Origin of the sequence: Salinibius halmophilus (assembly GCF_003577475.1) — a bacterium.
GTDB classification, from domain to species: domain Bacteria; phylum Pseudomonadota; class Gammaproteobacteria; order Pseudomonadales; family Natronospirillaceae; genus Salinibius; species Salinibius halmophilus.
In genome coordinates this window covers 133,345-150,634 of the sequence record NZ_QPEP01000002.1, presented here as the reverse complement: position 1 = coordinate 150,634, position 17,290 = coordinate 133,345, and the positions used below count along the sequence as shown (strand labels likewise).

General features: G+C 50.7%; 19 protein-coding genes. 10 read left to right on the top strand and 9 right to left on the bottom strand.

What is annotated here, in order from left to right; translation table 11 throughout:
- Window positions 1–30: 30 nt before the first annotated feature.
- The 3 genes from hemE (at window position 31) to DUW71_RS17545 (ending at window position 2,964) form a co-directional block, all read left to right on the top strand.
- A complete protein-coding gene (gene hemE, locus DUW71_RS02290; RefSeq protein WP_119393621.1) occupies window positions 31–1,089 on the top strand; it encodes a uroporphyrinogen decarboxylase in 1,059 nt (352 codons plus the stop codon).
- A 3-nt stretch (window positions 1,090–1,092) separates the two neighbouring features.
- Window positions 1,093–2,454 carry a DNA repair protein RadA gene (gene radA / locus DUW71_RS02285; RefSeq protein ID WP_119393620.1) on the top strand — a complete coding sequence of 454 codons (1,362 nt, stop codon included), beginning with the start codon at window positions 1,093–1,095 and terminating at the stop codon, window positions 2,452–2,454.
- Between the two features lie 81 nt (window positions 2,455–2,535).
- The gene (locus DUW71_RS17545; protein WP_158583837.1) at window positions 2,536–2,964 is read left to right on the top strand and encodes a hypothetical protein; all 429 of its coding nucleotides are present in this window, start codon (window positions 2,536–2,538) and stop codon (window positions 2,962–2,964) included.
- On the opposite strand, the gene DUW71_RS02280 is transcribed toward DUW71_RS17545, so the two are convergent.
- Window positions 2,857–3,786 carry a carbohydrate kinase family protein gene (locus tag DUW71_RS02280; RefSeq protein ID WP_119393619.1) on the bottom strand — a complete coding sequence of 310 codons (930 nt, stop codon included), beginning with the start codon at window positions 3,784–3,786 and terminating at the stop codon, window positions 2,857–2,859. The two genes, DUW71_RS17545 and DUW71_RS02280, sit on opposite strands and share 108 nt — an antisense overlap.
- Window positions 3,787–3,819: 33 nt before the next feature.
- Here DUW71_RS02280 and mrcB point away from each other — a divergent pair, with 33 nt between their 5' ends.
- From mrcB to DUW71_RS02265, 3 genes are read left to right on the top strand one after another with little or no spacing between them, the layout of a single operon-like run.
- On the top strand, window positions 3,820–6,342 hold the full coding sequence (gene mrcB, locus DUW71_RS02275) for a penicillin-binding protein 1B (RefSeq protein ID WP_158583836.1): 2,523 nt from the start codon (window positions 3,820–3,822) through the stop codon (window positions 6,340–6,342).
- Window positions 6,343–6,347: 5 nt separating this feature from the next.
- Entirely contained in the window at window positions 6,348–7,376 is a 1,029-nt protein-coding gene (locus DUW71_RS02270) for a helix-turn-helix domain-containing protein (RefSeq protein ID WP_119393617.1), read from the top strand.
- Window positions 7,369–7,950 carry a hypothetical protein gene (locus DUW71_RS02265; RefSeq protein ID WP_119393616.1) on the top strand — a complete coding sequence of 194 codons (582 nt, stop codon included), beginning with the start codon at window positions 7,369–7,371 and terminating at the stop codon, window positions 7,948–7,950. Before DUW71_RS02270 ends, DUW71_RS02265 begins: the two co-directional genes overlap by 8 nt.
- Here the strand turns inward: DUW71_RS02265 and DUW71_RS02260 are convergent.
- From DUW71_RS02260 to DUW71_RS02245, 4 genes are read right to left on the bottom strand one after another with little or no spacing between them, the layout of a single operon-like run.
- On the bottom strand, window positions 7,898–8,950 hold the full coding sequence (locus DUW71_RS02260) for an ABC transporter permease (RefSeq protein ID WP_119393615.1): 1,053 nt from the start codon (window positions 8,948–8,950) through the stop codon (window positions 7,898–7,900). The two genes, DUW71_RS02265 and DUW71_RS02260, sit on opposite strands and share 53 nt — an antisense overlap.
- On the bottom strand, window positions 8,943–9,968 hold the full coding sequence (locus DUW71_RS02255) for an ABC transporter permease (RefSeq protein WP_119393614.1): 1,026 nt from the start codon (window positions 9,966–9,968) through the stop codon (window positions 8,943–8,945). The genes DUW71_RS02260 and DUW71_RS02255 overlap by 8 nt, the downstream gene beginning before the upstream one ends.
- On the bottom strand, window positions 9,952–10,932 hold the full coding sequence (locus tag DUW71_RS02250) for an HlyD family secretion protein (RefSeq protein ID WP_119393613.1): 981 nt from the start codon (window positions 10,930–10,932) through the stop codon (window positions 9,952–9,954). Before DUW71_RS02250 ends, DUW71_RS02255 begins: the two co-directional genes overlap by 17 nt.
- A gap of 12 nt (window positions 10,933–10,944) precedes the next feature.
- Window positions 10,945–12,240 (bottom strand): TolC family protein, encoded by a 1,296-nt coding sequence (locus DUW71_RS02245; RefSeq protein WP_119393612.1) that lies wholly within the window; start codon window positions 12,238–12,240, stop codon window positions 10,945–10,947.
- Window positions 12,241–12,386: 146 nt separating this feature from the next.
- Here DUW71_RS02245 and DUW71_RS02240 point away from each other — a divergent pair, with 146 nt between their 5' ends.
- Window positions 12,387–13,172 carry a Cof-type HAD-IIB family hydrolase gene (locus DUW71_RS02240; RefSeq protein ID WP_119393611.1) on the top strand — a complete coding sequence of 262 codons (786 nt, stop codon included), beginning with the start codon at window positions 12,387–12,389 and terminating at the stop codon, window positions 13,170–13,172.
- Here the strand turns inward: DUW71_RS02240 and DUW71_RS02235 are convergent.
- Window positions 13,163–13,777 carry a trimeric intracellular cation channel family protein gene (locus tag DUW71_RS02235; RefSeq protein ID WP_119393610.1) on the bottom strand — a complete coding sequence of 205 codons (615 nt, stop codon included), beginning with the start codon at window positions 13,775–13,777 and terminating at the stop codon, window positions 13,163–13,165. The genes DUW71_RS02240 and DUW71_RS02235 overlap by 10 nt on opposite strands.
- Before the next feature lie 151 nt (window positions 13,778–13,928).
- On the opposite strand from DUW71_RS02235, the gene DUW71_RS02230 reads away from it, so the two are divergent.
- The 3 genes from DUW71_RS02230 (at window position 13,929) to DUW71_RS02220 (ending at window position 16,192) form a co-directional block, all read left to right on the top strand.
- The gene (locus tag DUW71_RS02230) at window positions 13,929–14,897 is read left to right on the top strand and encodes a CobW family GTP-binding protein (RefSeq protein WP_119393609.1); all 969 of its coding nucleotides are present in this window, start codon (window positions 13,929–13,931) and stop codon (window positions 14,895–14,897) included.
- Between the two features lie 189 nt (window positions 14,898–15,086).
- Entirely contained in the window at window positions 15,087–15,476 is a 390-nt protein-coding gene (gene gloA / locus DUW71_RS02225; RefSeq protein ID WP_119393608.1) for a lactoylglutathione lyase, read from the top strand.
- A complete protein-coding gene (locus tag DUW71_RS02220) occupies window positions 15,473–16,192 on the top strand; it encodes an SDR family NAD(P)-dependent oxidoreductase (protein ID WP_119393607.1) in 720 nt (239 codons plus the stop codon). Before gloA ends, DUW71_RS02220 begins: the two co-directional genes overlap by 4 nt.
- Here the strand turns inward: DUW71_RS02220 and mnhG are convergent.
- Genes mnhG through DUW71_RS02205 form a run of 3 tightly spaced genes read right to left on the bottom strand, consistent with a single transcriptional unit; the run spans window position 16,154 to window position 17,290 of the window.
- Complete coding sequence (gene mnhG / locus DUW71_RS02215) at window positions 16,154–16,531, bottom strand: monovalent cation/H(+) antiporter subunit G (RefSeq protein ID WP_119393606.1); 378 nt, start codon at window positions 16,529–16,531, stop codon at window positions 16,154–16,156. The two genes, DUW71_RS02220 and mnhG, sit on opposite strands and share 39 nt — an antisense overlap.
- Before the next feature lie 7 nt (window positions 16,532–16,538).
- Window positions 16,539–16,808, bottom strand: coding sequence for a K+/H+ antiporter subunit F (locus DUW71_RS02210; RefSeq protein ID WP_119393605.1), 270 nt, complete (start codon window positions 16,806–16,808; stop codon window positions 16,539–16,541).
- Window positions 16,802–17,290 (bottom strand): Na+/H+ antiporter subunit E, encoded by a 489-nt coding sequence (locus DUW71_RS02205; RefSeq protein WP_119393604.1) that lies wholly within the window; start codon window positions 17,288–17,290, stop codon window positions 16,802–16,804. The genes DUW71_RS02210 and DUW71_RS02205 overlap by 7 nt, the downstream gene beginning before the upstream one ends.

Sequence of the window (17,290 nt, the reverse complement as noted above, 5' to 3'; positions counted from 1 at the left end):
CAAAATTATACTGTTGCAGTTGGAGCCAGCATGACGCTGAAAAATGATCGTTTCTTACGTGCCCTACGTCGCCAGCCTGTTGATCGCACACCAGTGTGGATGATGCGCCAAGCGGGGCGTTATTTGCCGGAGTATCGTGCAACGCGCGCCGAAGCCGGCAGTTTTATGGATTTATGTAAGAATGCCGATCTGGCGTGTGAAGTGGTCATGCAGCCGCTGCGCCGCTATCCGTTAGATGCCGCTATTCTGTTTTCCGATATTCTCACCATTCCCGATGCCATGGGGCTTGGCCTGTATTTTGAAACCGGTGAAGGGCCTAAGTTTACTTCCACCATTAAAACTGCGGCCGATGTTGCGGCATTGCCAAAGTTGGACGTTAACATTGACCTTGGCTATGTGATGAATGCGGTGCGCACCATCTCGGCTGAGCTCAATAACGACCTGCCATTAATCGGATTTTCGGGCAGCCCTTGGACGCTAGCGACCTATATGATTGAAGGGGGCTCTAGCAAAGATTTCCGCAACGCCAAGGCCATGCTATACAACGACCCTGAAGCCATGCTGTTGTTGCTAGACAAACTAGCCGATGCAGTGACAGATTATTTACTGGCGCAAATTGAAGCAGGTTGTCAGGCCGTGCAAATTTTTGATTCCTGGGGTGGGGCGCTGTCGCACGATGCCTATGAAAAGTTCTCGTTGGCGGCCATGCAAAAGTCAGTTTCGGCGATTAAAGCAAAATACCCAGATGTCCCAGTGATATTGTTCTCTAAAGGTGGCGGTCAGTGGCTAGAAGTGATGGCCGATACAGGTGCGGATGCGCTCGGGTTGGATTGGACGACAGATATTAGTCAAGCACGAGCGCGGGTAGGCGATCGAGTCGCTTTGCAAGGCAATATGGACCCAGCAGTCTTGTACGCCAAACCAGAGCAAATACGTGCCGAAGTGGTGCGCATCCTTAAAGGCTATGGCCATGGCACGGGGCATATTTTTAACCTTGGGCATGGGGTGACGCCAGAGGTAGACCCTGAGCATGCTAAGGCATTTTTTGAAGCGGTGGTAGAGCTGTCACCGCAATATCACCAGAGCTAAGTCATGGCCAAAAGCAAAGTCCAATTTGTTTGCACTGACTGTGGTGCTGAGTTTGCCAAGTGGGCAGGTCAGTGTAGTGAGTGCAAAGCGTGGAATACCATCACCGAGTTTCGCCCTGGCAAGGCCACCGTGGCACAAGCGCGTAAACAAGGTTTTGCTGGCCAGCTCAGTACAATCGCCAAACTTAGTGATGTATCGCTGGATGAGAAACAGCGCATTCACACTGGTATTGGTGAACTAGATCGGGTGCTGGGTGGTGGGCTCGTGCCGGGCTCTGCTATTTTGATCGGTGGTCACCCAGGGGCGGGAAAATCAACGATTTTGCTGCAAACAACTTGCAAGTTAGCGGCTGAACAGTCGGTGCTTTATGTCACTGGCGAAGAGTCGCTACAGCAGGTTGCTATGCGTGCTAAACGCTTGCGCTTACCAACCGATCAGCTTAATGCGCTCGCTGAAACCTCGGTGGAGCAAATTCTACAAACCTGCAACGACGTGCAACCAAAAATCTTGGTGATCGACTCCATTCAGGTGGTACATGTTGAAACCGTTGAATCGGCGCCTGGCAGTGTTAGCCAAGTACGTGAATCGGCCGCGTTATTAACTCAGTATGCCAAAGCCACTGGCACTGTGCTGTTATTGGTTGGCCATGTCACCAAAGATGGCAGCCTAGCTGGGCCGAAAGTGCTCGAGCACATGATCGATGCCTCGGTCATGTTAGAAAGCTCTGGTGACTCAAGGTTTCGCACCCTGCGAGCAATTAAAAACCGTTTTGGCGCGGTAAATGAGCTCGGTGTGTTTGCCATGATGGAGTACGGCTTAAAAGAAGTTGCCAACCCGAGTGCAATCTTTCTAAATCAGCATGAAAAACCAGCACCCGGAAGCTTGGTGACAGTGGCTTGGGAAGGCACACGGCCAATTCTAATTGAGCTGCAAGCCTTGGTTGATGAAAGCCATTATGGCAACCCTAAGCGAGTCACGGTGGGCTTGGATACCAATCGCTTGACCATGCTGCTGGCGGTGTTGAATCGCCATGCGGGTGTATTCACCGGTGATCAGGATGTGTTTATTAATCTGGTTGGTGGTATGCGCGTCAATGAAACGTCATCTGACTTAGCCATGTTATTGGCGGTTTTATCTAGTTTGCGCGATAAACCCTTAGATCAGCAGCTTTGTGTATTTGGCGAAGTTGGTTTATCAGGTGAAATTCGGCCAGTGCCCAATGGCCAAGAGCGGCTAAATGAAGCGGCCAAACACGGTTTTACCCATGCCATCGTGCCGAAAGGTAATATGCCTAAGCAAGGTGTAGCAGGGTTAACGATAAATGCTGTAACAAGGTTAGACGAAGCGTTGTCACTATTGCGTTGATTTGTATCCAATTGTCACCTCTGCTGTCGAAAGCCGCTGGGCACTGCTATTTGTTAATAAAACAGCGGTGAGGCGGTTAAGATGTCTGGTTGTCTCGTTTATAGTGATATTGGCACGGTTGCAGAGCGGCTCACTGACCTTCTGCATCGCGACCGGCCAACTTGGGTGATGTATCGCGCTAGTGAGTGGGATGCAGCCATTGAAGTCGTCAGTGTGCATCAAGTGGCGTGGATAATTCTCGCCGCCCCCCTTAACTGGCAAACTCTATCGGCCATTGCCGAGTTACGCCGTTTGGCGAGCGATCCACCCATTGTATTATTCGCCGATTCAGTACAAGCCGACTTGCGAAGTGTATTGGCTGAGCATAGAGTCGCGCTCCTGCCACAAATGGCGCTTGAAACCTTATTCTCGCAACAAAGCGACGACATGCTCAACATGATTGCTAGCCAGTCTGGGGCCGACTTGACTCACCACTTTAGCAGCGGCATACACAGCCGCTCGCAAGGCTGATTGTGGTGATGCGCCGGACAAACATGCTGCTAGCCAGGCGCCGGCCAGTGCATCGCCTGCGCCAGTGGTATCCTGCACAGCAACGGCCATTGCCGCTTGCTCATAATGCTCGCCGTCGACCACTGAAACCGCACCATGTTGACCATTTGAAATCAGAGCCGTAATACCATCTTGTTGCACTCTGTTGATCACATCATTGATATTATTAGTGCCTAGTAGAGCATTAAACTCCGCCAAATTGCCCATCAAATACCTTGGTTTGGCATCATAGAGCTGCTGGAATAGCGCTAGGTGCTGTTGCACTAGGCCATGATGACCAAGGGTTAAGGCAAACGGTAAGTCCTTCGCAGCAACTAATAATTCCGCCCCTGTCTGGAAGTTGGCCAAGTACCCTTCTAGCAGTTGCAATGCAGCATCCTTCCTCAATTGGCTTGCCTGCAACTCACTGGCAGCACCCACGCAAGCCAACATGGTTCGCTCGCCATGTTCATCAATTAAGATATTGCACTCGCCAGTCGCTTGGGTACTGAGCGCTAGGTGATGTTGCAGGTTATGGTGGCGCAAAATTTCTTCTGCTTCATGGTCTTCTTGATGGCGACAGCTAATAAGTTGGCAAGGGATTCCTAACTGCACCATTATGACCATCGAATTGATCAGGGAGCCAGCAAGCGCACGGCCTAACTGTTTACCCGGTATGGCAGCTGGCGTGGGCAAAAAGTACTGCTCCCCTGGCGTGTAACCCATGGCAGTTATGTCATGGCTTTGGAGTTTGTATTGTTGATCAAAGAGTAGGTGGGCGTAACCGTTAACTGTTGTCATCATCACTTCGCCAAATCGAGTTTGCTAGGGTACCATGTGCCTATCTTTCTCCAAGCTGTAATCACCATGCCCGCGAGCAAACAATCATCATCGACTGCTAGTAAATCGACTGCTACGAAAAAGTCTGGCTCAAAACCGGCTGCTGCAGGTAAGAAAAAGCCCACTCAGCCTAACCAAACTCGTGCTAGGAAAAAAGGCACAACGTCTGCTAGCAAGCGTACCACTGGCTCGAATAAAAAATCATCGGCTGATCGCCAGCGTGCGGCGAGTAAACGCGGCCAAAAGACCAATTCGAAGAAGCCCAGCCCAACCAAGCGTCGGTGGTTGAAACGCCTTGGTAAAGCATTAGCGGTGGTCGCGGTGCCGTTTTTTATCGTCTTTCTCTATTTCTATATTGAAGTGGTAGGACAGTTCAAGGGGCGTCTTTGGGACCTGCCAGCGCGGGTGTATTCAGCACCCGTTGAACTTTATGCCGGTGCCGACATCGCCAAAGACCATTTATTATGGGCGTTGAACCATCGTGGTTATCGGTCGGTTGATCAGCCAGATAGTCCAGGAGAGTACCAGCTTCGCGGCACGCGTATGCACCTTGTGAGCCGGCCTTTTGTTGGCTTAAATGGGCAACAGGCAGGCAAAGAGCTGATTATCGACTTTGTGGGCCAACGTATGACGCGAGTGGTAACACCAGATGATTCGGGTTATGCACAACTAGAGCCTGTTGAGATTGGCAACATCTACCCAGGCCAAGGTGAGGACCGACTGCTGATTCAATATGAGCAAGTGCCAGCTACCATGATTGATGGCTTAGTTGCCGTGGAAGATCGCAGCTTCTGGTGGCACATGGGAGTGTCTCCGGTTGGTATTGCGCGTGCATTTATCGTCAATATGCAAACCGGCGCGCGCACCCAAGGCGGTAGCACCCTTACTCAACAGTTGGTTAAAAACTTATATTTAGATTCCACGCGCAGTTATACCCGCAAAGCCATTGAAGCGTTGATGGCCGTTGCGTTAGAGATTCGCTTCGACAAACAAACCATCATGCAAACCTACCTTAATGAGGTGTTTCTCGTGCAAGATGGTAATCGGGCGATTCATGGGATAGGCCTAGCGTCACAGTACTTGTTTGCCAAACCAGTTAACGAACTCGACATTGCCGAGCAAGCGTTGTTAATCGGTATGGTTAAAGGCCCGTCTGTCTATAATCCTGTTCGCTCACCTCAACGAGCTAAGGCTCGTCGAGACGTGGTACTCGGTGTAATGCTCAGTGAAGGCGTGATTGATCAAGCTGCGTATCAACAAGCCATCGCCAAACCGCTGGCGCTTAATATTCAGCGCCGCAGTGGCGGTTATCCAGCCTTTATGGATATTGTTCAGCAACAACTTCAGGCTGACTACGATAAAGCCCAACTACATAGCGAAGGCCTAAAAGTCTACACAACCTTCCGCCCTTGGTTGCAAGAAACTGCCCAAACACGGGTAGCTGAGCAGCTAGAGCGCCTTGCTAGGCAAAAGAATTTAGCCGAACCACCACAAACCGCACTGGTGGTGACGCAACCTCATACTGGTGAAGTACTTGCGGCGTTGGGTGATCGACAGCCTGGTTTAGCTGGTTTTAATCGGGTGGTAGATATGCGCCGCCAGGTCGGCTCGGTGATTAAACCCGCGGTTTATCTCGCTGCACTGGCCCGGCCAAATCATACATTAATTAGCCCAATCGCTGATGAACCAATCAGCATTAGCTTACCGGAAGGGGGCACTTGGGAGCCGCAAAACTACGACAATATAAGCCATGGGGTAGTGCCCTTGTATCAAGCATTAGCCAAGTCATATAACCAAGCGACCGCTAGGTTAGGCATGGAGGTAGGGTTGCCAGCGGTTTTTGATACGCTACAAGCGCTAGGCGTGCAGCGTGACATTCCACGCGTGCCATCGGTGTTATTAGGTGCTGTGGAACTATCGCCGCTAGAAGTAGCTAGTATGTATCAAACCATCGCTAATGATGGCTACCATTCACCGCTGACTGCAATTCGGGGGGTGCTCAACGTGCAAGGCCAATTGCTCACCCAGTATCGCAACGACCCGCAACGGCGAGTGGACGAGCAAGCCGTACACCTTTTGCATTATGCAATGCAAATGGTTATGCGCGAAGGAACGGGTAACTCAGCTTATAATTTGCTGCCTGAGTCACTCAACTTACAAGGTAAAACGGGCACCACAGATGATCAGCGTGATGCTTGGTTCGCTGGCTGGAGTGGCAACTTTTTGATGGTTAACTGGGTAGGCTATGATGATAACCGAGCGACACCATTTACCGGCTCCAGTGGCGCTTTGCCAATCTGGACGCATGTACTAGACAGCCTTGTCCCACAGCCGCTTACCGTCGATGTGCCAAGTGGCATTGAGTACCACTGGGTCGACCCGGTAATGGGGTATCGAACCAGTGAAGGCTGTGAGTCGGCGATGGTCGTGCCATTCTTATCTGGTACCGAGCCACAAGATTTTCGCCGCTGTGGTGGCGGCAGAACATTGAGTGACTGGCTAGACAACTGGTTTAACTAAAGCTTATGTCTGATATTTTGGTCAACTGGGTGCGCTTAGTGCTCGCTGCCATTGCTAGCAATGGTGTTGATGTAGCGCCATTATTGCGCCAAGCGGGTCTTACGCCCAGCATGCTAGCCGATGGCAATGCTCGGGTGCCGGCCATTCAGGTTTATCAGGTGTGGTATCTAGCACAAGAGCAGCAGGCGATGCCCATGCTAGCACTGGATATCGCGCCCTTTGTTACCGCTGGCAGCTTTCATGCATTAGGGTTTGGCATGGCGGCATCGGCTAACCTAGATGAAGCCTTGCAGCGTTTTCAACGTTACGCTAGCGTGATGGCAAGCCAATTGCGGGTCAGTTATACCCCTGAACCCAGTGCAGCCCGCTTGCGCTTGGAAGCCAGTCCACTGGTCATTTCTTATGAGCAATCTGAACTTGGCATCGATGACCGACACCTAGATAGTTTTCGCTTGTGTGCGTTAACAACCTTTGTTGCCTTGTTGCGCACCGTGATCGGGCAACAGTTGCCGCTGTTGGAAGTTGGTAGTCCAATTGCGAATGCTGATTTGCGCCAGTGGCTAGCCGCCCCAACTAAGCGTAGCCGGCAAACTTATTTGGTGTTCGATAACAAGCGGCTACCAACAGCACTACATGGTAGTAACAGTCTTTTAGCATCGGTTCAGGATAATGTGGTCGAAGCATATCTGAGGCTGTTTATTGGCGACATTAAGGCGCAGGTCGCGGCCGAAGTGATGACGCTATTGGCGGCGGGCAACTGTTCACTAGCCGCAGTGGCGCAACGCTTGCAAACCAACGAGCGGCAACTGCAACGCCAGCTAAAACAAAATGGTTATAGCTTTCAGCAGGTGGTTGATGAGGTTCGATTCGATGTCGCCAAGCGCCTGTTATCGAATCGCAATATAACCGTGCTAGAAATTGCATTGCGATTAGGTTTTAGTGATGCAGCAAACTTTAACCGAGCATTTAAACGCTGGAGTAGCCAGTCACCTACGGCGTGGCGAGCGCAACAAGATGCAACGAAAGATGTATAAAACAGTTCTTTTCTCTTTTCTGTTGGCGGTTACGGCCGCAGTCAACGCACAAACTAACTGGCATGCGCTCTTTAGTTTGGGTGTGCAAGGAAATGCTGATGACCAGCGGCCCATGCCAAAGTTTAGTGAGTCGCACCCAACACAAATGAGTGCTGACCTAGCGGGTATTTATTACGCCACAAGTCCACAGTCGTTAGTTGGCGGTGTGGTGAGCGGTTACCGGCAAACCGATCAAACCGACGAATCTGGCTGGCAAGCATTGCACGGCTGGCTTTATTCGGTATCTGGAATCAAATTCTTTGGGCCAAGTAACAAGGCATCTGCTTATGTGCGCGGTGATCTAGGCATTAGTCAGGGCTTGCTGACTAAGACCGACGCAGCCTGCTTTGGTTGTCTACTTGATGATCAGTTGAGTGAGCGACTAAAGCCAGGTGTGGGCACTTTATTAGGCGTTGGCTATGGATTACCCATTGCCAACGCTAATCGCATTATGGTGGGGGTGAACTGGTCGCAGCAAATGCTCAACGACCAACAGGTGTCGAAGATTGGCCTATCACTCGGTGGCCTATTCTAATCAGCAAATCCAGTAGGACGAAGATAGCGAGTAACTGCCATAAGCGCTGAATGCTTGGTAGTACGTCGTGCCAGTTAAGCTGAGACTGACATAACTGAGTCATAATCGGCACTGCATGCGTACTGGGGAAGAATTGGCCAATGTAGGTAAGCCAAGGCGCTTGTTGATCCACTGGCCAGCTAAAGCCGCTGAGTAGCAGCAACGGCAATGACATTGGCACCCAATAAAGAAACACGGCATCGGGTGAGCGAATAAAGTAGCCAGACAGTTTACCCAGGTAGAGTGCTGCCAAGGCCATTGGCAGCCACACTTGTAACAGTATTGGCCAGCTGCTGATGGTAATACCAAAGTGGCGTAGAACGCCGCCAAACAAGTAGATAAGTGCCAATAATGAACCCAACAAGGCAACCAGTTTGCTCTGCCAAGAATGTGCCTGGTGCGCACTTTGCCAATAAGCAGCGGCAATGATGAGTGTCTGTTGCAATAAAAAAGCGAAAATTGCCGGCACGAGGTAGGCGAGGTAGCTATCTTGGTGCTTGGTTTCCTCTAGCACTAATAATCGCTCATTGCTGTGCCCAAGCTGCCAATAGGCATGTTGGTCGCGATAGCGCTGGCTCCAGTCATCAACAACCAAGTTAATGGCTTGCGCAGCACTACTGTAATTGAGCAAATTATTGGCATCCAAATTCACCACAAGCTGTGCCTGCTCAGCATTGCTAAGCTGCTGATGAAAGTTGGCTGGAATAACAATCGACGCCGGCGCGAAGATCTGTGTCATCATATGTTCAACCGAGCTGACGTGCAGTGCTTGTGTGGCGCCTAGTGCCCGTATCAAATCGCGGCTGGCCGCGCTTTGGTTGAGATCAATAACGCTAATATCGATTGGCTGCACCGATTCCGCTTGGTAGGGCAGTGGATACACCCAGCTATATATTAACGCCGCGCCTAACCAGATCATCCAAACCGCCGGCTGCTGAAGTACGTGTTTGACCTTACCCATGTTGCGCCCTCACCTTAAATTGCCACAAGTACACACCAGCAACGAGCCAGCCGCTCGCCTGCAGCAATAAAATCACCATGGCAGTGGCGTCTTGACCTAACCATACTCGGTACACCGAAGTAATCGGCAATAAGTTGGCCCATAGTTGAGCGGTCAGTGGCATGCTATCAAATGGAAAGCTCACCCCCATAAATGCGAGCGCCGTGGCTGCTACCACCGACATGCCATTAAGCGCTAAACGTCGGTTACCGGTAAGGCCAAGCATAAATAGTGCAATGCCGGTCATGGCAAGCAGGTTTAACGCCCCAGCCAGCATTGTTGCCAGGTCTGGCGTGCGCCCTGCAAGCCAGCTACAAACGGCTTGCAGACACCACAGCCAAGTTAGGTAGCCAATAAAAGCGACCGCAGCCTTAGGGCAGGCGCGACGCGGCTGGGTGTCGGCCATTAGCCAAACAATCAATAGCGAAAAACATAGGTTCCAAGCTTGCAGTAAAAAGCCTGGTAACAATGCTTGTCGGTAACTGAGCTCTGGGTTGTTTTGCCGTTGCCAAACCATGGCAACTGGGTTGGCTAGCCAAGTTGCTTGCTGTATCGCACTGCCATTGGTTAAAAACTGCTTGGCTTGCTGTCGAACTGCATCCGTGATGGTTTGCTGCAAAAGCTGGCTGTGAACTTGATTAGCCTGTAAATAGTTGGCCATGTTCAACTTGGCATGTATAGCCAATGGTTGTCGGTTACTTAAGCTTTGTTCATAACCCGATGGAATGGTTAGGATGCCTGCTATATCGCCACTAGCAAGCGACCGTTCTGGGCTTTGCGCATAGGTGATCGTTTGCAAGCGCTGGCTAGCATCTAGCTGGCGCACCAATAAACGGCTACTCGGGCTTTGGTCAAGGTCGATCACCGCTAAGCGTGTATCCACTGGCCGCTCGGACGACATAATCGCCAATAGCGACGAAAAAACGAGTAACGGCACCCATAGCATTAGGGCTAGGCTGGTTTTATTCGAAGAAGTCATCAGCAACCTCGAACTTAACCGTCATGCCAGCGCGCAGTGCCGCTTGGCTTTGTGGGCGCAAATGCACTTCGAAGGTTTGTAGTTCATACTCTCCAGGCTGGCTAGCAGACCATGTGCCCCACTTACCAACAGGGCTTACCCAGGTAACTGCAAAGTCCATCGTTGTTTGCAGCGCTGGCACATACGCCGCGACCACCTGGCCTGGTTGCCAAAGTTTGTCCTCGCGCAGGTGCACGACTACCCACTGATCATCTGGGTTGACTAGGGTAACCGCAGGTATACCCGCTGGCGCAACTTCGCCGACGTCGAGTAGCAGTTCGCTCACTTCGCCACTGATCGGTGCAATCACTTCTGCTTCTTTTAGTGCCGCTTCAACTTCCGCTAGCTTGCCGTAGGCGGCTGCCAAGTCTTGCTCGGCGGCTGTTTTGGTGTCGTTGTCGGCGCCTTCTACGGCAAGTTGATACTGGCTTTTAGCCGCTTCACTGGCTAACCGTGCCGATTGCGCTTTGGTTTTGGCCTCATCACGTTGTTGTTGGGCAATTAAGCCTTGGCTAAACAGTAGCTCTAGTCGTTCAGCGGTTGTGTTGGCAAGCTCTGCCGCCGCCGACGCCTGTTGCCACTGATCATGCAGCGCCGACAGCTCTTGTGTTCGAGCACCTTGATTCACTCGGTTGAGCTGCGCTTGTTTGGCATTCACACCTGCTAGAGCTTGTTCGCGCTTCGCTTCAAGTTCTGGTGTTGCTAAACGCAGCAATGCTTGCCCGGCGGTCACTTTATCCCCCAAGCGCACAAGCTGAGTTTCAATGCGGCCAGGAATCTTCGCCGCAACATTGATACTAGCGGTTTCAACTTGGCCTAATAAAAACTGTCGTTGTGGCTGTTCGTTGAGTAAGTAAACACTGCTCATCACAATAGTGAGCACAATAATTAACAAGCTAAAAATATAGGGCTTTAACGTTTTCATTCGTGGTATCCATTAAATGGCAGAGAAATACACTTGCTCATCACCAGCAAGCTTGGCGAGTTCAGCTAAGGCAATATGGGCCTGTAACACGGCTTGCTGCTGCTCAAGTTCAATAGCGGCATAATTCAGCTCCGCATCGGTAATGTCTTGCACGGTGGCTAACCCAGCAGCAAAAGACTGATCAGCGAGGCGTCGCTGCTGACGAGCGAGGGCTAGGCGTTGCTCAATGGCCGATACTTGCTCGAGTGCGTTTTGCAGGCGGTTTTGCTGCTGATTAATGGCTAGTTGCACATCACGAACTGCTGCTTGGCGCTGGTACCTAATTTCTTCGACTGCACTTTGCGCTTGCTGCAGTTGCTGCAGGCGCCCGCGTCGATCGACCAGTTGCCATTGCCAGCCGATACCCACAGCAGTTTCTGGCTCACTTGCCGCTAACTCATCGGCGATCAGCTCATGCTGAGCAAATACGAATACTTTTGGCAAAAGACTAGCGCGACTAACTAAGGCTTGTGATTGGCTCGCTGCCTCTTTTGCTGCCAGTGCTTGCAGGTCTGCATTGGTGGTCAATACTTGTGAATCATCAATCACAACTGAACTCGGTATTGGCATGGTTAGCGTTACGGAGACTGGCTTTTCCAACAACGAGGTTAGTGCCTGATTGGCCAGCGCTTGGTCGTTCTTTGCTTGCAGCAATAACTGGTTGGCCATGGCGAGTTCGGTACGAACCTTTAGCACGTCAATATCTGCAAGCTGGCCTTGTTGCTGCATTTTGCGCGCCCGATCTAAATGACCGGTTAGGCGGCCCACTGCTTGCTGGCGAATGGCTACCTGCTGGTTTGCCAATTGCACACTGCGATAGCGTGTCACTAACGTGGGCAGTTGCGCTAACCTGACAGACTCACTTTGCGCCTGGTGAGCAGCAAGGGCATGTTCGGCTGCCTTTGCTGTGTGGCGAACTTGACCACCACCATATAACAACCAGTCGGCTTGTAATCTTGCTTGATTAAACTGTTCTGGCCGTAACTCTTGTTCGAGCGACATTGGTTGCATGCCAGGTGCTAGTGGCGGTACCTCTGTTGTGGTGGTAAGTGGCTCTGTCAACCAGGTTGACTTGCCATTGATCGATAAATTTGGCACCCAAGCATGACTAGCTTGGTTAGCTTTTGCTTGGGCTTGTGCAAGAGCCGCTTGTGCCGCTTGCTGCTCGGGTGTTGCTAAATGCTGCCACAATTCAGTAATGGAAGCTGCCTGGACACTGGCAGTAGTGACCGAAATGCTAAACACTAGTAGGGTAACGATTGAACGCATAACTTTTTACTCGCTAAACTGAGGCGGGCATAATGCGCGTTAACCCAATAGGTCGCTTGTCATTCTGCGACAATTGCTTGTTAATTAAGCATTCTAGAAAGTATTTGTTCAGCTTTAGCCGAAGTACACTGTTTGAGGAGTGAAAGATGAAACTTGTTGCCAGCGACCTAGATGGAACCCTATTAAATGCCGCCCATCGAATCTCTCCTTATACCCAGCAAGTGCTACAGGATATGGTCGCCTCTGGTGTTACCTTTGTGTTTGCCACGGGCCGCCACTTTCGAGATGTGCAATGGTTGCATGACCAGTTGCCGATTCCAGCGTGGAAAATATCGGCCAATGGGGCGCAGGTAGTGACCCCAAAAAATGAAGTATTTCGCCACCATACCTTAACCAAAGCTCTGGTTGAGCAAGCCATCGTATTGACGTCGGATATGCCGGTGTCAATCAACCTATATACTGATCAACATTGGTTTACTAATCGCCAAGAGGTGGTTGAATATAGTGAGCAGCGCGAGTTCGATTTCACTGCCGAAAAAACTCCGTTGCTTGGCCGCGACGATGTGATCAAAATCTTTTTTATGGCCGATCACGATGCCTTGTTGGAAGTTGAAGCACGGTTAAATCAAGAGGTCACAGAGCCAATGGCCATGGCATTCTCGTTGCCAACCTGCTTGGAAATTATGGCACCAAAGGTCAACAAAGGTGTGGCGCTAACGGAAGTCTGTCAGCATCTAGGCGTCGATATCGCCGATGCTTGGGCATTCGGCGATGGGATGAACGACGTTGAAATGCTCACCGCGGCTGGCAAAGGTTTTGTTATGCAGAATGCCCTCGAGCGAGTGAAAGCGGCTTTACCGCAATTGCCAATCATTGGTCATCATAATGATGATGGCGTCGCCAAGGTGTTAGCCGAGCAGCTTCAGCGATAAATACCTTTGGGCAGGCCCCAGTTCCATTTTAATGCGGCACTGCGCAGGGCAAAGATTAGGCTGCCACATAACAATGACGAAGCAAAAATGGGTAGCGCTAAGGCTTGGCTGAGCACAAAGAGCAGTGCGCCCAAAGCACTGGCAGTGGCATAAAAGGTGCCGGCAAATACCAGAGGCACTTCATTAAGGATTACGTCGCGAATCACGCCGCCCATGACGCCAGTCACCACGCCCATAATGGCGGCAATTACCCAGTGGTGGCCTAACTCCAAGGCTAAACTGGTTGCGGCAATGGTAAATAGAGCCATTGCTAGGGCATCTGGAATGACAAACCAGCGGCTTGGAATATGTAGTTTGCGGGCTAACAAAAACGTGGCCACTGCGCCAATGATGGCGGGAAGCAAGTATAGGGGGTCATTCACCCAAAAAACGGTACGATCCAGCAGGATGTCTCGTGTAGTACCGCCCCCTAATGCTGACACTATGCCTACTAGAATCACACCAAACAGGTCAATATGTTTGTTGCCTGCTTCAATAACGCCAGCCCCAGCGGAAACAAATACGGCCGCCATCATAAACAGGTAGACAATTTGCAACGTATCCATAGGAAACCTCGTTGAAAGATGGCGCGATTGTGCCGACAATTGCGAAAATTGATAGCATCACTAAGCAGCTTATTCTTGCCAAAATGTTAGGCAGTGTTGACAGTGTTGTTATGCTCATAGTTTGCGCTCAGCGCGTTAAGTGGATAAGGCAATGATTCAAGTAAATTTGATTACCGGCATGCTAGGGACAGGCAAAACATCCGCCATTAAACACTGGCTAACGCAAGCACCCAAAAGCGAGCGCTGGGCCGTACTAGTGAACGAATTTGGCGACATTGGCATTGATGGCCGGTTGCTTGCCAACGAAGGTATTCAGGTAAAAGAGGTGCCTGGAGGCTGCTTGTGCTGCACCGCAGGTGTACCTTTTCAAACCGGCTTAAACGAGCTAATTCGACGAGCCAAGCCTGACCGCATACTCATTGAACCTACAGGGTTAGGGCATCCCAAAAATATCATCGAAAGTTTGCTAGCACCTCAGTATCGTGAGGTGTTGAACTTACAAACTGCGGTTTGTTTGCTTAATCCAAAACACGCGCGCAGCGACAAGCACCTAGCACATCAAACCTTTAATGATCAGCTGGCCATTGCTGATATGGTGTTGCTGAATTATCAAGATCAGGCCTCGCAGGAAGACAATGAAGCGGCCATGAACTTATTATCTGAGCTAGACAAGCCCTATGTGGTGGCTGAGTTTGGCCAGTCTGACTGGCAGCTGCTTAACCAGTCTCACCAGGCAGTAGAGCTCGCTAGTCATGCACATCATCACCATCACCCAACTGCGATTAAAATAACAGCGGCGTTAGAAGGTGAGCGTTGGCGACGTTTTCAATCACAAGGCCAAGGCATGCTAGCAGTGGGTTGGGTACTCGACGCAAGCATCGAACTGGATGCAGGTACCATACAAGAGTGGGTACAAGGCTTACCCATTGTTAGAGCCAAGGCGGTATTTAATAGTAACGCCGGATGGTTGCAGCTGCAGTGGGCTGATGGGTGCTTGTCGACTATGCCAGCGCCGTCGGCGCTAGATAGCCGCATCGAACTAATTGCTGACTTAGCTGAGCTGAATGAGCTCGAATTGGCGGCGACACAGTTTGAACAACAGCTAGGCCCTGCTAAATAGCTAAAAGACGGTTGGTGTTCAAGGAGCTTACTACGCGACACGGCGCAAGTACGTCCATGTAGCCTCGACACCCGCTCCCTGCGGGAGACGGTCGCTCAGCAAGCACCGTGAACACCAAGTTAAGCCATTAAGCGAATGGCGTGACAGCTAGACCCTGCTTAAAAGCATCAAGAACAATTAGGAGTAAATATGAGAATTTTGCACACCATGTTGCGGGTTGGGGACCTTGACCGCTCAATTGAATTTTATACCAAGGTGCTTGGTATGCAGTTGCTGCGCAAACGTGACAATGAAAAATATGAGTACACACTTGCCTTTGTTGGTTATGGTCCAGAATCTGAGGAGGCGGTGCTGGAGTTAACCTATAACTGGGGGGTTAGCGAGTATGACCTTGGGGATGCTTATGGCCATATCGCCATAGAAGTCGACAGTGTTTATGATGCCTGCGATGCCATTCGCGCTGCTGGCGGTGAAATTACTCGTGAGCCAGGCCCAGTGAAAGGTGGCACAACAGAAATTGCCTTTGTTAAAGACCCTGATGGCTACAAAATTGAGCTAATTCAGAAGAAAACCGCATGAGTCAGCCGCTGGCGCTAATTACCGGCGCTTCGGCTGGTATGGGTGCTGTGTATGCGCGCTTATTAGCTGAGCAGGGCTATCGCCTGTTGTTGGTCGCGCGCAATGTGCAAGCACTGGAGCAACTTGCCAATGCGCTGCCAACACAGGTTGACTATGCCGGTGTCGACCTCGCCTGCAGAGAGGCGAGGCAAGCGTTTTTTTGCCAGTACGTCGGCGAGCTAGCGCAAGTCGAGTTGTTCATCGCTAATGCAGGAATGGGGCAGCGACAAGTATTAACTCGCCAAGCATTGCAAGACATCGATGCCACCATGCAGCTTAACTGCCAAGGCCTAACTGAGTTATTACAGCAAGTGGGGCAGGCTATGCTTAAACGAGGGCAGGGGAAAGTGATCCTAGTGTCTTCTATCGTTGCTTGGATGCGCAGCGCAGATTACGCACTTTATAGCGCCAGCAAAGCGTATGTGTTGCATCTGGGGCAATCAATATACAAATCGTGGCGCCAGCAAGGGGTGCAGGTTATGGTGTCTTGCCCAAGTACCACTGAAACCGAGTTCTTCCAGCGCTCTGGGCAGCAGTTAAGTTGGTTTCAACGGCAGATGGCAATGAGCGCCGAGCAGGTTTGTCGGCAAACCTTGCGGCATTTAAAACAGGGCCGCAAGGTCTCTGTACCAGGGCGTTTAAACCGATTGATCGCTTTTTTCTTGCGCCTTGCTTGAGTCGTTACGACGGTTACGCGCTTGCTCGTAGATTTCTGGCAGCTGGCGCCCACCAGCCAACGGCAGCCTCAGGTGCAGGGCCGTTTTGGCAAGCATGTAAGCACTAATGGGTGAGGTGACAAACAATACTGCCATGACCAAAAATGCTTTAATCGATAACGTATCCTCGCTGCCTTGCCAGAGCATCGCTGCTAGCAATAAGGCACCCATTCCAAGCGTTGATGCTGGCGTTGGCGCATGCAGGCGTGAGTAGGAATCCTTAAACCTAACAATGGCGACGCCAGATAATAGGAAAAAGAGCGCCGCGAGAATTAATAATGCTGCAATAAAATATTCCATGGTGCCTCTATTCAATAATGTCGCCGCGAAGTAGGTACTTACACATCGCCGTGGTACTGATAAAACCTAGTGTTGCGATCAACAAGGCTGCTTCGTAGTAAAGCGACGTGTGCTCAGCCATACCCAGGCAAAGAATCAAACCAATACTGTATACAAACAACTTATCCATCGCGATGACACGATCGACAATGGTAGGGCCTTTGATTAATCGCCAAAAGGTGCCCACCATGGCCACGCCAATAAACCCCATGGTCACGTAAACAATGCTATCTAGCATTCGAAAGCCTCACTTAGTAGACGTTGGTAGCGGTTGTTAATGTTATCGATCAACGACTGTGCATCTTGTAGGTTCAATACATGTACATACAAAATTGATAGGTCTTCACTTACTTCTACAGACACCGTTGCTGGAGTAAGTGTGATTGAACTGGCCAAAATACTAATTGGAATAGGGTGCTTAAGGCTTAAAGGAATGGCAACAAACTGGCTGTTGAGCTTGCTGCGCCGACCTAAAAACATTGGCACCACGGCGATATTCGACTTTAAAATGTCAACCAATAGCAGCGCTAGATACTTCACCATTTTTATCGGCCGTTTCACCCGTGGCCGGTCTTCTTGCAAGCGCCCGGTGATGAGGGGGATGAGCGTGGCTAAAATGGCTGCAATCAGTAATGTGCCAGCAGACAAACTCTCGTTTAGCCATGCCCAGGCAACAAAAATGATCAGGCTATGCATTGGACTAGGAAACCACTTTTTCAT

Excerpts from the sequence above, each read along its gene's own strand:
- hemE (WP_119393621.1), top strand. The coding sequence starts at position 31 with ATGACGCTGAAAAATGATCGTTTCTTACGTGCCCTACGTCGCCAGCCT.
- radA (WP_119393620.1), top strand. The coding sequence starts at position 1,093 with ATGGCCAAAAGCAAAGTCCAATTTGTTTGCACTGACTGTGGTGCTGAG.
- DUW71_RS17545 (WP_158583837.1), top strand. The coding sequence starts at position 2,536 with ATGTCTGGTTGTCTCGTTTATAGTGATATTGGCACGGTTGCAGAGCGG.
- DUW71_RS02280 (WP_119393619.1), bottom strand. The coding sequence starts at position 3,786 with ATGATGACAACAGTTAACGGTTACGCCCACCTACTCTTTGATCAACAA.
- DUW71_RS02270 (WP_119393617.1), top strand. The coding sequence starts at position 6,348 with ATGTCTGATATTTTGGTCAACTGGGTGCGCTTAGTGCTCGCTGCCATT.
- DUW71_RS02265 (WP_119393616.1), top strand. The coding sequence starts at position 7,369 with ATGTATAAAACAGTTCTTTTCTCTTTTCTGTTGGCGGTTACGGCCGCA.
- DUW71_RS02260 (WP_119393615.1), bottom strand. The coding sequence starts at position 8,950 with ATGGGTAAGGTCAAACACGTACTTCAGCAGCCGGCGGTTTGGATGATC.
- DUW71_RS02255 (WP_119393614.1), bottom strand. The coding sequence starts at position 9,968 with ATGACTTCTTCGAATAAAACCAGCCTAGCCCTAATGCTATGGGTGCCG.
- DUW71_RS02250 (WP_119393613.1), bottom strand. The coding sequence starts at position 10,932 with ATGAAAACGTTAAAGCCCTATATTTTTAGCTTGTTAATTATTGTGCTC.
- DUW71_RS02245 (WP_119393612.1), bottom strand. The coding sequence starts at position 12,240 with ATGCGTTCAATCGTTACCCTACTAGTGTTTAGCATTTCGGTCACTACT.
- DUW71_RS02240 (WP_119393611.1), top strand. The coding sequence starts at position 12,387 with ATGAAACTTGTTGCCAGCGACCTAGATGGAACCCTATTAAATGCCGCC.
- DUW71_RS02235 (WP_119393610.1), bottom strand. The coding sequence starts at position 13,777 with ATGGATACGTTGCAAATTGTCTACCTGTTTATGATGGCGGCCGTATTT.
- DUW71_RS02230 (WP_119393609.1), top strand. The coding sequence starts at position 13,929 with ATGATTCAAGTAAATTTGATTACCGGCATGCTAGGGACAGGCAAAACA.
- gloA (WP_119393608.1), top strand. The coding sequence starts at position 15,087 with ATGAGAATTTTGCACACCATGTTGCGGGTTGGGGACCTTGACCGCTCA.
- DUW71_RS02220 (WP_119393607.1), top strand. The coding sequence starts at position 15,473 with ATGAGTCAGCCGCTGGCGCTAATTACCGGCGCTTCGGCTGGTATGGGT.
- mnhG (WP_119393606.1), bottom strand. The coding sequence starts at position 16,531 with ATGGAATATTTTATTGCAGCATTATTAATTCTCGCGGCGCTCTTTTTC.
- DUW71_RS02210 (WP_119393605.1), bottom strand. The coding sequence starts at position 16,808 with ATGCTAGATAGCATTGTTTACGTGACCATGGGGTTTATTGGCGTGGCC.
- DUW71_RS02205 (WP_119393604.1), bottom strand. The coding sequence starts at position 17,290 with ATGAAAAAGTGGTTTCCTAGTCCAATGCATAGCCTGATCATTTTTGTT.